This window comes from Candidatus Didemnitutus sp., from assembly GCA_019634575.1.
GTDB lineage: Bacteria > Verrucomicrobiota > Verrucomicrobiia > Opitutales > Opitutaceae > Didemnitutus.
The window spans coordinates 484,734-498,769 of sequence record JAHCAY010000001.1 but is presented as its reverse complement, the minus strand read 5'-3'; the positions used below and the strand labels follow the sequence as shown (position 1 = coordinate 498,769).

Annotated in this window: 14 protein-coding genes; 5 read left to right on the top strand and 9 right to left on the bottom strand. The window is 66.1% G+C overall.

Translation table 11 applies throughout. The annotated features are described in order from the left end of the window. Positions 1-3: 3 nt before the first annotated feature. Complete coding sequence (locus KF715_02105; GenBank protein ID MBX3735457.1) at positions 4-1,422, top strand: hypothetical protein; 1,419 nt, start codon at positions 4-6, stop codon at positions 1,420-1,422. 74 nt (positions 1,423-1,496) lie between these two features. On the opposite strand, the gene trxA is transcribed toward KF715_02105, so the two are convergent. The 5 genes from trxA to lptD all read right to left on the bottom strand — a co-directional run bounded on the left by trxA (position 1,497) and on the right by lptD (position 6,556). Then, positions 1,497-1,820 (bottom strand): thioredoxin, encoded by a 324-nt coding sequence (trxA, locus tag KF715_02100; GenBank protein MBX3735456.1) that lies wholly within the window; start codon positions 1,818-1,820, stop codon positions 1,497-1,499. 48 nt (positions 1,821-1,868) lie between these two features. After that, entirely contained in the window at positions 1,869-2,081 is a 213-nt protein-coding gene (locus KF715_02095) for a hypothetical protein (protein MBX3735455.1), read from the bottom strand. Between the two features lie 31 nt (positions 2,082-2,112). After that, positions 2,113-3,120: a segregation/condensation protein A gene (locus tag KF715_02090; protein MBX3735454.1), complete on the bottom strand. Its 1,008-nt coding sequence runs from the start codon at positions 3,118-3,120 to the stop codon at positions 2,113-2,115. Between the two features lie 101 nt (positions 3,121-3,221). Continuing rightward, positions 3,222-4,454 (bottom strand): RsmB/NOP family class I SAM-dependent RNA methyltransferase, encoded by a 1,233-nt coding sequence (locus KF715_02085; protein MBX3735453.1) that lies wholly within the window; start codon positions 4,452-4,454, stop codon positions 3,222-3,224. Positions 4,455-4,474: 20 nt separating this feature from the next. After that, the gene (gene lptD, locus KF715_02080) at positions 4,475-6,556 is read right to left on the bottom strand and encodes an LPS assembly protein LptD (protein ID MBX3735452.1); all 2,082 of its coding nucleotides are present in this window, start codon (positions 6,554-6,556) and stop codon (positions 4,475-4,477) included. 119 nt (positions 6,557-6,675) lie between these two features. On the opposite strand from lptD, the gene glgB reads away from it, so the two are divergent. Next, complete coding sequence (gene glgB, locus KF715_02075; GenBank protein MBX3735451.1) at positions 6,676-8,892, top strand: 1,4-alpha-glucan branching protein GlgB; 2,217 nt, start codon at positions 6,676-6,678, stop codon at positions 8,890-8,892. Positions 8,893-9,025: 133 nt separating this feature from the next. Here glgB and KF715_02070 read toward each other — a convergent pair whose 3' ends face one another. Both KF715_02070 and KF715_02065 read right to left on the bottom strand, forming a co-directional pair. Then, the gene (locus tag KF715_02070; protein MBX3735450.1) at positions 9,026-9,706 is read right to left on the bottom strand and encodes a hypothetical protein; all 681 of its coding nucleotides are present in this window, start codon (positions 9,704-9,706) and stop codon (positions 9,026-9,028) included. A 5-nt stretch (positions 9,707-9,711) separates the two neighbouring features. Further along, entirely contained in the window at positions 9,712-10,143 is a 432-nt protein-coding gene (locus tag KF715_02065) for a DUF4442 domain-containing protein (GenBank protein ID MBX3735449.1), read from the bottom strand. A 249-nt stretch (positions 10,144-10,392) separates the two neighbouring features. Here KF715_02065 and KF715_02060 point away from each other — a divergent pair, with 249 nt between their 5' ends. After that, positions 10,393-11,070, top strand: a complete 678-nt coding sequence (locus KF715_02060; GenBank protein ID MBX3735448.1) for an energy transducer TonB — start codon at positions 10,393-10,395, stop codon at positions 11,068-11,070. Between the two features lie 3 nt (positions 11,071-11,073). On the opposite strand, the gene KF715_02055 is transcribed toward KF715_02060, so the two are convergent. Both KF715_02055 and KF715_02050 read right to left on the bottom strand, forming a co-directional pair. Then, the gene (locus KF715_02055) at positions 11,074-11,466 is read right to left on the bottom strand and encodes a response regulator (protein ID MBX3735447.1); all 393 of its coding nucleotides are present in this window, start codon (positions 11,464-11,466) and stop codon (positions 11,074-11,076) included. Between the two features lie 98 nt (positions 11,467-11,564). Then, on the bottom strand, positions 11,565-12,029 hold the full coding sequence (locus KF715_02050) for a PaaI family thioesterase (GenBank protein MBX3735446.1): 465 nt from the start codon (positions 12,027-12,029) through the stop codon (positions 11,565-11,567). A gap of 133 nt (positions 12,030-12,162) precedes the next feature. Here KF715_02050 and KF715_02045 point away from each other — a divergent pair, with 133 nt between their 5' ends. Both KF715_02045 and KF715_02040 read left to right on the top strand, forming a co-directional pair. Further along, a complete protein-coding gene (locus KF715_02045; protein MBX3735445.1) occupies positions 12,163-13,056 on the top strand; it encodes an AAA family ATPase in 894 nt (297 codons plus the stop codon). An 11-nt stretch (positions 13,057-13,067) separates the two neighbouring features. Further along, positions 13,068-14,027 (top strand): hypothetical protein, encoded by a 960-nt coding sequence (locus KF715_02040; GenBank protein MBX3735444.1) that lies wholly within the window; start codon positions 13,068-13,070, stop codon positions 14,025-14,027. Positions 14,028-14,036 lie beyond the last annotated feature (9 nt).

Genomic DNA, 14,036 nt, shown 5'->3' with positions numbered 1-14,036 from the left:
TCCATGCGCACCCGCCTGTGCTATCTCGCGTTGCTCGTCCTGCCTCTCCTCGCGTATTGGCCGGTGTTCACGCATGAGTTCGGATCGCCCGAGGATTTTCTTCGCCTGAGCGCGCCCGAAGTGCTCGCGGCCGACGGCGCGCAGAAGGGCATCCTGCATGGCGCGCTTCAAGACCTCGCGTTTCACTCGATCGACTCGGTGCCGCTGCTGGCGGCGCTGCGCGGACTTTCGTTCCTGCTCGTGTTGCTGTGCGGCGTCGCGATCTGGCAGGTTTGCGAACGCGGTGGCTGGTCGGAGATCGACGCGACCGCGTTGGCGGCGAGCGTGATGCTGCTGCCCGCGGCTCAGCTCTACGTCACCTGGGCGGCGGCGTGGCCTGCCGCATTGTCGGCGCTGCTGTCGTTGGCGGCGTTTGCGGCGACGGAGAGCGAATTGGAAGTGGGCGGGCAACGGCGGTTCGTTGGCCTGCTGGGCGGTGCGCTGCTCTATTTCGGCGCGGCGATGTGCTACTTCCCGAATGCGACCATGGGGCTGGTGCCGCTCGCTGCGCTCACGCTGGCGCGGCCGCTGCGTCTGGCGGGCGAATTGAAGGGCTGGTTCGCGACCCATTCGGCCATCATGGCGGCGGGCCTGATTGCATCCGGCCTGCTGGAACGGTGGCTGATGGACGGAGCCGGCATCGTCGATCGCACGGAGATCGTCGGTCGGCTGGAGTCGTTGCTCACTTTCGCCCTGCCGGCGGGTTGGGGCGTTTTCCTCGTCGGCGAACACGGCTCGGCGCGCGTGTTGGCGGCCGCGATCGGCGCGATCGTCATCGTGGGCTTGATCGCTCTCGCGCGGCGCGAAAGCCGGACCGAGCCGCGCGCGCGACTCGGTTGGTTGCTGGCGTTGGGCATGGCGATGGTGCTGTTCAGCGCGGTCGCGGTGTTTTCGCCGAACTGGCACGGCGGGTATCGCTCGCTGTGGCCGCTCGGTGGCATCGTCGTGGTGGGTTTGGTGGCCGCGGTGCGCGGCAGCGGCGAGCAAACGGGCAAGAAGCCGGTGTGGCACTTCGCGGCGTTGGGCGGCTTGGTCGCTGTCGGAGTGTTGTCGGCCGGCGCGCAGGTGTCCTCCCTGCTCGTCACGCCGCTGGCTCAGGAGTGGGATTCGCTGAATGGCGCGGTGCTGCGCACGAAGATCGCGGGCGACGTGAAGGTTCAGCTGCGTCTGCCGCCGGGCGACGTGATCAGCAACGGCATTCCCGAGGCGCGGTTCGACGCGCGTGTCGCGCAGACGCCGGCGGCCGCGATGCGGATGTTCAATGCCGCGCTCGACGATCGGTTTTCAGCGGGCTTGCCCAAGGGGACGAAGGTGCACGTGGACGTCCTCGCTGAGGGGACGCCACCGTCGGACGCGTTGGTGTTCGAGCTGAAACGATTCTGACGCGGTCGCCGGAGCGGGGCGCAAAAAAGCCGGAGCAAATGCTCCGGCTCGAGAAAGGGAACGAGCGGCTATGCTCAGATCTTGCCGGCGAGTTTCGCCTTGAGGGTGCCTTTGTCCATCATGCCGACGAACTGCTCGGCGACGGCGCCGTTCTTGAAGAGGAGCAGCGTGGGGATGGCACGGACGCCGTATTGCGCGGCGAGGTCGCCATTATCGTCGACGTTGACCTTCGCGATCTGGAGTTTGCCGGCCAGCTCGGTCGAGAGGTCTTCGAGGATCGGCGCGATGGCCTTGCAGGGGCCGCACCAGGGAGCCCAAAAGTCGACGAGGACGGGCGTGGCGCCGGAGACGGCGGGTTTGAACGAGTTAGTATCGAGATTGAGGATATTCGCGGCCATGTTGGGAGGGAAGTGAAGTGCGGTTCGGAAAAAAGACAACAGCGCGTCTCAGCGTGGCGTGGATTTATGGATGATCTCGGCGAGCTCCTTGGGCTCGACGGATTCGAGGTGTTTGCCGCGGTGTTTCAGCTCCTCGAAGGTCTTGATCATGGTCTCGGCCATACGGCCGTGCGTCTCCTCGGAACCGCCAAACAGGGAGAATTTTTCGCCCTGCGTGATGCGTTTGTGACCGTCGTCGTTGTCGAGTCCGAGGCCGAGCAGGTGCGCGTTCGCCTTGGGTTTCTTCGCCGACTTAGACGGACGGCGGCGGGGCGCTTTTTTCATCTTGGGGCGTGACGGTGTTCGCCGAGTCGGGCGTTTCAAGTGCGTTTTGCTCCATGACAGGCGTGGGAGCCGGAGCAGGCGATTCTGGCGTCGGCGCGGCTTCGGCGGCGGGCTCAGTCGTCGTTGGCACGACTTCGGCGGCAGCGGTCGCGGGTTGAGTGTCGGCGGCAACTGTCTCGGCTGTTGCGTCGGCTTGAGCGGTCTCAGTCGTCGCGTCGGCGACGGACGGGGCATCAGCAGGTGCGTTCTCGACTACCGTGCAAACAATGTCTGCGAACGCCTCGTCCTGACGCAGCCGGAGTTTGCTGAGGCGGGTGAGTTCCAGCATCGCGAGGAAAGTCGCGACGAGCGTGCGCAATGGGATCTTGGTCGTGAACAGGCTCGAGAACGTGAACTCCTTCTGCGTCTTCACGCGCTCGAGGATGTATTCCATCTGGTCGGCGACGGTGACCTGCTCGGCGTGAATTTCGCCGACGACGAGTTTCTCGGCGAGGCGGCGAAGGACGACGTTGAAGCTGTTCCAGAGTTCGATGCGGTCGACGCTCTTCAGCGGGCGCTCTGCGAGCGGGGCGAATGCGCTGGCGGGGCGCGGGAGCATGTCCTGCGTGTAGCGGGCCATCTCGCCGAGTTTGCCGGAGGCTTCCTTGAATTTCTTGTATTGGAGGAGCTGGTGGACGAGCTCCCAGCGCGGATCGAGTTCCTCGTCGTCGGCGTTCGGGTCGATCGCCTGCTGATGCTTCGGGAGGAGCATGCGGCTCTTGATCTCCATCAGCGTGGCGGCCATCACGAAAAACTCGCCAGCGACCTCGAGCTCCAAGTCCTTCATGGCGTAGAGGACTTCGAGGTATTGCTTGGTCACCGATTCGATCGGGATGTCGTAGATATCCAGCTCGTTCTTGCGGATAAGGAAGAGCAGGAGATCGAGCGGACCCTCGAAAACGGGGAGTTTGATGCGATAATCGGCTTCGGCGACCACGGGTCGAGTCGAGGGACGGCGTGGAGGGCGCGCAAGGGGGAAATCGCGTCGCGCGTGCGGTGCGATAAACGCCGACTTTCAATGCTGGCCGGAAGCCGACGCTACGACGCGCGTCGGCGCAGGATCGCGACGTAGAATCCGTCGCTGTCGTGCGTGGCGGGGAGCAGTGTCGTGCCGGCACCGTCGAAACGGCCGCCGAGGTCGCGCGCGGGTTTCTCGGCGGAATATCCCGCATGGGCGGCGAGGAACGCGGCGACGACGTCGTGGTTCTCCACGTGACTCAGCGAGCAGGTCGCGTAGACGAGCAAGCCGCCGGGGCGCACGTGCGCGGAGTTGGCGGAGAGGATCGAGAGCTGCTGCGTGGCGAACTCAGGAATCGTCGCCGGCTGCGTGTGCCACTTCATGTGCGGCAGACGGCGCCAGGTGCCGGAGCCGCTGCACGGCGCGTCGACGAGCACGCCGTCGTATTGACCGTCGGCCGCGCGGACGAGGCGGACATTGCTCAGGCGGGCGCGGGCGGCGCGTTCGCGGAGCTCCTCGAGCATGGCGGGGCGGATGTCGGCGGCGTCGACGCTGCCGGTCGGGCCGACGGCATGGGCGAGTTGCAGGGTTTTTCCGCCGGCGCCGGCACACGCGTCGAGCCAACGCTCGCCGATCGCGACTGGTGCGTGGGCGAGGACGAGTTGGGAGCCTAGGTCCTGGATTTCGACGAAGCCGCGGCGGTAGGCGTCGGTGTTGGCCACTTCGGCGTTGGGCGGCAGGGCGAAAGCGTCGGGCGAGACGGGAGTCGGGCGCGGCTCCCAGCTCTGGCGGCGGAACTCGTCGAGGACCATCTCGCGGTCGTTGGCTTGGAGGCGAATCCAGATCGGGGCGCGGGCGAGGAGGGCGTCGAGCTGCGCCGGCGCGAACGCGTCGGGGCAGTGGTCGCGGAACCACGCGGGGAGGAGCGCGGCCGGATCGAAGGCGTCGTGGGAAAACCGGGTGCAGAGAACGGACGATTTCTCCGCGAGGGTTGCGGGTGCGGGCGGCCAGCCTTCGAGGAGCGCGGCGCGATAGGCGCCGGTGTCCTTCATCTCGGGCGCGAGCCAGGCGGCGAGTTGTGCGGCGGCGTTTTCGTCGCGCGCGAGGAGCGGCTCGAACCACGGCAGGTGACGGATGACGGTATAGATCAGCTCGCGGTAGAGACGGCGGTCGCGGGAGCCGAGCGCGCGGTTGCGGCCGAGGAGTTCCTTGATGCGGCGCGGGAGCGCGCTGTCGGTGCGGACGTGCGGGAGCACGACGGCGAGTTGCGCGAGGAAGGTGCGCTGCTGGTTCGCGGCGATGCGCGGGTTCATGTCAGGCGCGCGGGCGCGGCTCAGAATTTCAGGAGTTCGACTTCGAGGTTGAAGCCGAAATTGCTTTCGCGGCGCGGGCCTTCGGAGAAGGAGACTTCGTATTTGATCGCCCAGGTCTGGCCGAGGCGCTGCGAGATGCCGTAGGTCTGCTCGTTGAAGCGGCTGTGGCGGACGTCGTAGCGCCAGCGGCCGACGACGTCGAAGACCTCGTTCACGCGCTGACGGTAATCGAGGGCGTATTCTTCGTAGTCGTCGCGGAGGAAATGCGAGCTGAGTTTGGCGGCCCACCATTCCTGATCGGTGATTTCGAGCGCGTAGTTCAGCTCCTGCTGCGCGGACGTCTGCGGCGTGAAGCGTTCGTAGACGGAGAACGTGATCCAGTCGGCGGGCGTGAGGGCGAGCTCGGAGTGGAGGTTGGTGAGCGGGCGCTGGCCGGGTTTGCGGTCGAAGCGGTAGTCGGCGGCGAAGTTGAGCGCGGCGAGATCGCGCGAGCCGGTGGAGCTGCGCGTCTGGAGGGTGTTGTTGAGCGAGAGGCGCACGGTGTTCATCGCATCGAGGTCGTCGATGTTGCGCTGGTCGCCGATGGAGAGCGGTTGCAGGTAGGTCGAGAAGACGCGACGGTCGATCGCGGGGATGTAGCGCGCGCCGCGGTCCGCTTCAGGCGCGTAGCGGTAGGAGAGGCGCGGCTCGATGAGGTGGCGGAGGCCGTCGATGTCCCAGAGCGGGTTCTTGTAGTCGAACACGCCGGCGGCGCGCAGGCGGGCATCGAAGCCGATTTCGCCGATGGCGCGCGTGTAGGTGTCTTTGCCGCCGATGGCGTTCGCGTAATGCGTGAGGCGTCCGCCGGCGACGGGCGTGAAGGTCATCCACGGTGCGAGGGCGATGGGGCGCTCGATGCCGTAGTAGGCGTCGTAGCGGGTGGAGCGCTGCTTCGGGAGGTTGAGATAGGCGTCCTCCTCGAGGACGGCGAGGGAGGCGTTGGCGCGTTCGTAGAATCCGGCGGGCGCTTCGGAGGGGAGCAGGTCGAAGCGGATTTCGGGCAACCGCTCCTGCACTTGGTGGAAGCGATTCGGGTGGACGCGCGAGAAGGCGCTGAGCACGAAGTTGTCGCCGGTGTAGGTGCCCTCGAGGTAGGAGTCGGGTTGCTGGACGGGGAAGAAGCGCTTGGGGCGGAAGTCGCGGAGGACTTCGGAGTCGCTCCAGTAGTTGAACTGGCCGTCGAGCGTGAAGTGTTCGCCGATGCGCTGGCGGTGCCACCATTCGACGAACTTGCGGTTTTCCGGCACGGCGCGACCGAGGATGTCGGTTTTGCGGTCGCCGTGGTCGTTGATGTAGCCGCTGGAGAGTCCGCCGGTGACGAAGTTGTTGTCGTCGCCCGTGTGGTAGGTGGCGGCTGGACCGACCATCACGCCGCGCGAGCCGTAGAGGCCGATGTCGGCGCCGGCTTTCACGCCAGGGGCGATCGGGACGCGGCCGTCGGCTTCGACGAACGGCCCAAGGCTCGCGCGATAGCCGACCTTGCCGACGAAGTAGGAAAAGAGCTCCGTGCCGAGCTTGTGCTGAAAGGTGGGCAGCGAAAGGAAATGGCCGCCGAGCAGGCCGAGTTGGAGTCCCTCGCCGGAGACGATCTGGCCTTTTTCGTAGACGACTTTGCGAGCGCGGATCGACGGCGCGTAGGCGGCGTTCTCGCGGAAGAAGATCGTGGCGTTGGTGAAGACGAGTTGGTCGAAGGTGCCGTCGACGGACTCGCCGGTGACGTAGACCGGGAACTCGCCGACGCGGAGGTTGCGGACATGCAGCGTGCCGGAGGCGAGGTCGTAGGTGCCTTCGTCGGCGACGAGGCGGCGCGCGCCGCGGGTGAGGATGAAATGGCCGGAGGCGCTGACGGTGTTGCTCTCACGGCGGTAGCGCAGCTCGTCGGCGGTGAGCACGACTTCGCCCCACACGAGGCGGGCGGCGCCGTGCACGACGAGCTCCTTGGTGCGGTCGTCGTAGACGGTTTCCTTGCCCGTGACGTTTGGCATGTCGCCCGCAGTCTGGGCGCGCGCGGCGGTGCCCGCGAGAGCGGCAAAGACGAAGCAGAGGGCCAGGCGGCGAAGCATCCGTTTCAACTGTCTTGGCGGTTGGGGTGGCGCAACGAGAATTCGACTGGGATTGCCGGAGATTGTGCCGGGCGATTTGCGCTAGACCCATCGGGCCGTGCGGACAGAGTGGCGGCACCGTGATTATCCCTCAGTCGGAACTCGACGCTTTCCTCCAGAACCGCCAGTCGAACCCGCATGGTTGGCTGGGCATGCACCCGGTGACGGTGGGGCGGCGCAAAGGCGTGGTGGCGCGCGCATTCGTGCGCGGCGCGGTGAAGTGCGAGGTCGTGGATCTCGATGCCGCGGGCGCGCCGCCGCTGGCGATGGAGTTGCTCGCGCCGGAGGGTTTTTTCGAGCTGTTCATCCCGAAGCGCAAAGCAGTCTTCCGCCATCAGCTGCGCTACCAGACTTCGTGGGGCGACATCCACCAAGTCTACAACGCCTACTCGTTTCTCCCGACGCTGAGCGAGCAGGACCTGTATCTTTTCAACGAGGGCAACGAGCACCGCATCTACGAGAAGCTCGGGGCGCACCTGCGCAAACTCGGCGACGTGCCCGGCGTGGCGTTCGCGGTGTGGGCGCCGAGCGCGTCGCGTGTGTCGGTCGTGGGCAACTTCAATGGCTGGGATGCGCGCTATCATCCGATGCGGCCGCTCGGTGCGTCGGGCGTGTGGGAACTGTTCGTGCCGGGCTTGAACGAGGGTGAGCTCTACAAGTTCGCCGTGTGGGACCGGCACGGGCACCAGCGGCTCAAGACCGATCCCTACGGCACGTATTTCGAGTCGCCGCCGAACAACGCCGCAATCGTGCGCAACGTGCAGCACCACACCTGGGGCGACGATGCTTGGATGGCCAAGCGGGCCGAGCAGGCCGGCAAGGTCGACCAACCGATGTCGGTCTACGAGGTGCACCTCGGCTCGTGGCGCCGCGTGACGGAGGATGGCGGGCGGCCGCTGAACTATCGCGAGATCGCGCCGCTGCTGGCGGACTACGTCGTGAAGCTGGGTTTCACGCACGTCGAGGTCATGCCGGTCGCGGAGCATCCTTACACGGGATCGTGGGGCTACCAGGTGTCGGGCTATTTTGCGCCGACGCACCGCTTCGGCACGCCGGAGGATTTTCAATTCTTCGTCGATCACCTGCACCAGCGCGGCATCGGCGTGATCGTCGATTGGGTGCCGGCGCATTTCCCGCGCGACAGCTTCGCGCTCGCGCAATTCGACGGTTCGCACCTCTACGAACACGAGGACCCGCGGCTCGGCGCGCACATGGATTGGGGCACGCTGATCTTCAACTACGGGCGCCACGAGGTGCGGTGCTTTCTCATCGCCAGCGCGCTGTCGTGGCTCGATCGCTATCACATCGACGGCCTGCGCGTCGACGCGGTGGCGTCGATGCTCTACCTCGATTACTCGCGCAAGGCCGGCGAATGGATTCCGAACAAATACGGTGGTCGCGAGAACCTCGAGGCGATCGCGTTCCTCCGTCAGGTGAACGATCTCGTGCACCAGTATTATCCGGGCGCGGTCACGATCGCGGAGGAATCGACGGCGTTCCCGATGGTGAGCCGGCCGACGAAGGACGGCGGCCTCGGCTTCGACTACAAGTGGAACATGGGCCTGATGCACGACACGCTGGCCTATTTTCAGAAAGACCCGGTCTACCGGAAGTGGGCGCACAACAAGCTCACGTTCGGCATGGTCTACCAATACTCGGAGAACTTCATCACGGTCTACTCGCACGACGAGGTCGTGCACTTGAAGGCGTCGATGCTCGGCAAAATGGGCGCCGGCTCCGACCGGGACAAGGCCGCGAACTTGCGCGCACTCTACGGCTTCGTGTGGACGTATCCGGGCAAGAAACTGCTCTTCATGGGCGCGGAGTTCGGTCAGTGGCACGAGTGGAATCACGACGGCTCGCTCGACTGGCACCTGCTCGATACGCCGCTGCATGCCGGTATCCAGTCGGTCGTGCGGGATCTGAACCGTCTTTACGCGGGGGATCCGGTCTTCTCGGCGAACGACTTCAACCCGTCCTCCTTCCGCTGGGTCAACGCCAACGACGGCGAGAATTCCGTCCTCAGCTTCCTGCGTGTCGCGCCCGACGAGAAGACGTTCTACCTCGTGATCGGCAATTTCACGCCGGTGGAGCGGGCGAACTATCGCGTGGGCGTGCCGCAACCCGGCCAATGGACCGAAGTGTTCAACACGAACGCAGAAATCTACGGCGGCAACGGCGTGGGCAATTTCGGCAGCCGGCTCGCTGCGCCGGAGCCGCGCGACGGCCAGGCGCAATCGCTGACGCTCACGCTGCCGGGGCTGAGCACGCTGGTCTACAAGTGGACGGCATCCTGATCGCTGGCTCCCGTCATTGTGGCGGGCGCGGCTGATTTCGGAGGGCTCGGCTACCGCCGAGCCGCAGGGCAGACGGGCGGCGGCGGAGGTTCGCGGCGCGGCGGTAGCCGCGCCCTCCAGCCAGCGCGCTGCGTCACCGACGCGGCACGACGCGCGTGAAATCCGAGTAGGCGATGCGCAGATCTTCCTCGATCAACTTGAAGAAGAAAAGCCGGCCGCGGAAGCGGGAGCGCGAGGCGCGGGGGAGGGACGGCCGGTCGTCGCTCGGCGGGGAAAATTCCATCGCGACCTCGAGCTCGTGCATTTTCACGCCGAGCGCGGGCGTGAACGGTGCGGTCAGGCGCATCGTGAACGACTGCACGGCGGGATCGGCCTTGGCGATTTGCAGTTCGAGCAGGAGATGCGCGAGCAGCGGCTCCTTCAGGTCCTCGCGAAACCGTCCGCGGAAGACGGCGCTCGTCGCGGTCTCGCTCACGAGTTCGAACGTCGAGCGGTCGAGGTCGCCTTTCTCGAAAGTGGCGCGCGCGGTGGGCGGCGTGCTGCTGGCCTTGTAGCGGAGGTAGCGTTCGATCTCGTCAGCGGTGGCCGCGCGGCCGTTGCGTTCGAGCAAGGTCCATTCGCCGCCCTTGGGACGCGACGGATCGTAGCGCTCGACGGAGGTGTCGCCTTCGCGCGTGGTGGTCAACGTGTAGGCCCAGCCGCGCGGGGCGTCGGACGTGAAGCGCGCGAGGGCAGCGGCGAAATAGGACGGCAACTCGGCCGCGGTGGCGGCGACAGCGAGCAGGCAGAAGGAAAGGGCGAGGCGCAGGCGCATGGGAATCACGGAGCGGTCTCGCCGCGGGCGATGAACCAATCGAAACTGCCGGAGAAGGTCACGTTGCCGGCGCGGTCCTTCAGTTCGACGAGCACGGTCGCGGCGGTGCGCGTCTTGGTCTCGAGATCGCGGACGAGATTGGCGCGGGTGAGGTCGTCGGGCCGGGCGAAGGCGAGCAGGTCGCCGGTGCCGGCCTTGCGGTATTTGAGCTGCACGCCGCGCACGACGGCGAAGACCTTCCCATCGAGCGCGGGGAAGTCGCGTTGGAGACAGGCGGCGCTGGCGGCCTCGGCGAGGGCGAACTGTGCGGCGGCGTGCGTCGTGCCGACGTGATTCTGCACGAACGCGCCGAACGGCAGTTCGAGCAAATGCTCCGCGCCGGCGGGCGCGGCGACGAGGCCGAGCGCTTGGCTGAACGCGAGGTCGGTGGGTTTCACGCCGTGATGTGACGCGCGCGCGGCGCGGTTTGGCAACGAAGTTTGCGCGGCGGCGCGGTCGCGGAGCGCGGCGATGACGAATCCTCCGCGCGCCGCGCTGCCGGGCGAACATTATTACGTATTACGTAATGATGCCACGACTGGCGGGACCGATGACCGGCGCGGTTGGAGGGGAAACTCGCATGTTTCACCTAAGAAACCGCGCGGCGGCGCGTCGTGCGGTTGGAGACTATCATGCACACCGCCACCATGACTCAACGCTTCGGCGTTCCCGCGTTAGTCGCAGCGACGTTCCACGTCGTGTTGCTGTTTGGGATTCGTCCTGACGTCCCAGCCATAATCGACGGATTCAAACTCGATCCACCGATCAAGCTCCCGCCGATGCCGGTTGAACTCATCACGCCCAAGGTCGATCCCGATCCGCCGGTCGAGGCCGTGAAGCCGCTGAGCAAGCCCGGCCCCGTCAAGCCGGTCACGGAAGATCGCTCGGTCGACGTGCGACCCGATGTCGTCGTCGATCCGTTCACGCCGCCAGCGGCGAAGGTCGACGTGAAGACCGATCAGATTCCCAAAGAATGGGGCGATGGCACGACGGGAGCGCCTGTCGTGGGCGACCCGCGCGGGCCAGGCATCTTCAGCATGGATCAGCTCGACGCGCACCCGCGCGCCAAGGCGCAGATCCCGCCGGAATATCCGTTCGCGATGCGCAGCGCCGGTGTCGAAGGCAACGTGACGGTGGAGTTCGACGTCGATGCCAGCGGCCGGGTGACTTCGGCGCGGGCGTTGAAGAGCTCCGCGCGCGAGTTCGAGGAGCCGGCGGTGCGCGCGGTGCTGAAGTGGCGCTTCGAGTCCGGGAAACGCCAAGGCAAGCCCGTGCCGTTCCGGATGGTCGTGCCGATCGGGTTTACGATGAACGATCGCGACTGACGCTCAGTTTGCCGCTCGGTCCGCACGGACCTCGGTGAGGCGATTCACGCGCTGCACCAGTTCGTGCGGGCTGAACGGCTTCGTCAGGTAGTCGAGCGCGCCGAGTTCGAGGCCGAGGTGTCGCGAGTCGGCCGAGGCCCACGCGGAAATGATCACGATGGGGATCGTCGCCGTCGCCGGATCGCGGCGGAGGATTTCGCAGACGCCGAAGCCGTCGAGATCCGGCAGCATCAGATCGAGGAGAATCAGGTCGGGGCGCTGGCGCCGCACTTCGGCGAGCGCCTCCCAGCCGTTGCCGGCGGTCGCCACCGAATGGCCGGCCTTGCGGAGTTGATAGGCGATCAGCTCGAGGATTTCCGGTTCGTCGTCGACGGCGAGGATGTGGGCGGCGGGCATCGCCGGAGCATGGCGTCGTCGTGTGGCACCCGTGCGACAACCGCGTTACGACGAGGTGAAATCTCGCGTTACGCTCCGGTCGGCGCGGCTGATGCCGATCACCAACGGTGATACGCGGGATGGCCCGGCTGCACGGCGACGAAGGTGCCGCGGCAGGTGGCGCGCGGCTTGCCGGCGGCGGTGAGGACGCCTTCGACGACGGCGCGGTCGGCGGAGGACTCGACGACGCGCGCGGTGAGTTCGACGGGGCCGTCAGTCGGGGTGGGGCGCATCATCCTGATCGCGTAGTCGGCGGTGACGCAGCAGGGCGGTTTTTCGAGTTGGCCCTGTTGCATGAGGTGCCACGCGGCGGTCCAGTTGCAGTGGCAATCGAGGAGCGAGCCGATGATGCCGCCGTTCAGCACGCCGGGGAAGGCTTCGTGGTGTTTCTCGGGCGTCCAGGTCGCTACGACCTCGTCGCCGCGCGCGTGGCTGCGGATGTGCAGGCCCTTGGGGTTGGCGGGGCCGCAGCCGAAACAGATGCTTTGCGGGGAAAAACGTTCCTGAAGCGAAAGTTCGGACATGGCGCGAAGCAGGGCGGAAGATTCGGCAAAAGAAAAACCGAAAGTCGCGCCACGCGCGGCGGGGATTCAAAGGTTTTTTAACTCGCTCGTGCCGGCGGGTTGCGGCCATCCTCGCGCCGTCGCGATATCCCTGATGGCCCGCAAAATCGCATTCATCAATTACAAGGGCGGCGTCGGCAAGACCTCGCTCATCGTCAACATCGCGGCGGCGCTCGCGCAGCGGGGCCTGCGCGTCCTGCTGGTCGATTTCGACACGCAATCCAACGCGAGCATCTGGCTCCTCAAGCTCGACCGCTGGAACAAGATCAACGCCAGCGGCGTCGGCGCGGTCTACTCGATCTTCGATCCCGGCACCGCGCGCGTGCGCGACTTGATCATCAAAAGCGTCGTCGAGGGCAAGGAGGGCGAGAAGCTTCTGCCGGGACTCGACCTGATCCCGACGACCTTCAACCTGGTCGATCTCGAGGGCGAATATAAGCCCGATCCGAAGCGGCCGAGCTACGCGATCTTCCAAGAGCAGCTGGCGGAGGTGGAAAAGGATTACGACGTGGTCCTCTTCGACTGCCCGCCCAATATCCTGCGCGCGTCGCAAAACGGCATTTTCTGCGCGAACGAGATCTACGTGCCGTCGAATCCCGATGCGCTGTCGCTGATCGGTTTCACGCTGCTCGTGGAAAAGCTGATGCGCTTCCAGCAGAGCTCGGCGAGCTTCCGCACCGCGGCGATGGGGCCGGCGGCGCAGGTCTACGGCATCGTGTTCAACGCGATCAAGACGAACGTCGACATCGAGGTGCCGAAGATGCGGATGCAGCTCCGCCTGAATCAATTCAAGGCGCAGAAGCGCGGCTGCGCGCCGAGCGCGAAGATTTTCTCCACGCAGATCCGCGACGCGATCGTCGTGCGCCGCGCCGTGACGCTCGGCTTGCCCGTCGCGCTCGTCGGCTCCGAGGGCACCGAGACCGACAGCGTTACCAACGACTACCGCCAGCTCGCCGCCGAGATCGTCGAGCACGCGCCCGCCACCTGACGGAGGACACCATGGCCAAATACACCGCGAAAGATTGGGAAGACGTCCGCAAGCGTTTCCACAGCTCCATCATGGCGGACACCTCGCTGAGCAGCCTCGCGCAAAACCTCGACATCGCCGACTGGCCGGTGAAGGGCGACGAGGAGAGGCCGTCGAAATACATCGATTTCAACTATGAGGAGCTCCTCATGCTGCCGGAGATCGCCGGCAGCGAGAAGCGAGTCGATCATCTCGTCGGCATCCTCAAGGAGACGCTGGCGTTCGACGATCCGTTCGGCGACATGGTCGCGCAGGTCGAGGAAAGCTCGTCGAAGGAAAACGCCGTGCTGAAGACGCTCGGCCGCCTGGGCATCCCGGAGGCTTATCCGCTCGCCTTGGTCAATGTGAGCGAGGGCACGCGGGCGGTGTGCGCGTCCGAAGGTGTGAAGACGATCGGCGAGTTCGCGAACCTCGCGCAGCAGATGTCCACGCGCGTCGTGATCGGCGGCGATTTCCGCGGATTGCTGAATGCGCTTTCGCACGGCGACGAGGAGGGCATCGGGCAGTTCCTGCCGTTCCGGAAGGGCGCGAGCGGTCTGCACTTGCCGGAAGCGCTCGGCCTCGCGGCGGCGGCGGTCGGCCGGTCCGAGCAGGCGGCGTTGGCGAAAGCCTACGGCGCCACCCTGACCGGCACGGAGGCGGGAGCGACAGTGTTGTCGGCCGAAGCGCAGGCGCAGGCGGAGCAGCGTGTGCAGCTGGCGATGAACGCGACGTTCGACTGGTTCAAAGACGCTACGTCCGCGTTGGTGGCGAAGCTGAACGCCGGTGGCTCCCTGGAACGTGAACTCGTGGTGCTCGGCGATCCGGTGCGCGAGGCGGTGGCGGCGCGCTTCGTCCGCACGACCTTGGCCGCCAAGCTGAATTCCGCAGCTGCCACGATGCCCGCCGCACCGAAGAAGGGCGGCTTGTTTTCGCGCCTGTTTGGGCGTTAATTCGTGGGC

Bases quoted from the DNA above. Each gene is read 5' to 3' on its own strand.
- trxA (MBX3735456.1), bottom strand. From the start codon at position 1,820: ATGGCCGCGAATATCCTCAATCTCGATACTAACTCGTTCAAACCCGCC.
- KF715_02045 (MBX3735445.1), top strand. From the start codon at position 12,163: ATGGCCCGCAAAATCGCATTCATCAATTACAAGGGCGGCGTCGGCAAG.
- KF715_02085 (MBX3735453.1), bottom strand. From the start codon at position 4,454: ATGAACCCGCGCATCGCCGCGAACCAGCAGCGCACCTTCCTCGCGCAA.
- KF715_02060 (MBX3735448.1), top strand. From the start codon at position 10,393: ATGACTCAACGCTTCGGCGTTCCCGCGTTAGTCGCAGCGACGTTCCAC.
- lptD (MBX3735452.1), bottom strand. From the start codon at position 6,556: ATGCTTCGCCGCCTGGCCCTCTGCTTCGTCTTTGCCGCTCTCGCGGGC.
- KF715_02050 (MBX3735446.1), bottom strand. From the start codon at position 12,029: ATGTCCGAACTTTCGCTTCAGGAACGTTTTTCCCCGCAAAGCATCTGT.
- KF715_02055 (MBX3735447.1), bottom strand. From the start codon at position 11,466: ATGCCCGCCGCCCACATCCTCGCCGTCGACGACGAACCGGAAATCCTC.
- KF715_02070 (MBX3735450.1), bottom strand. From the start codon at position 9,706: ATGCGCCTGCGCCTCGCCCTTTCCTTCTGCCTGCTCGCTGTCGCCGCC.
- KF715_02040 (MBX3735444.1), top strand. From the start codon at position 13,068: ATGGCCAAATACACCGCGAAAGATTGGGAAGACGTCCGCAAGCGTTTC.
- KF715_02105 (MBX3735457.1), top strand. From the start codon at position 4: ATGCGCACCCGCCTGTGCTATCTCGCGTTGCTCGTCCTGCCTCTCCTC.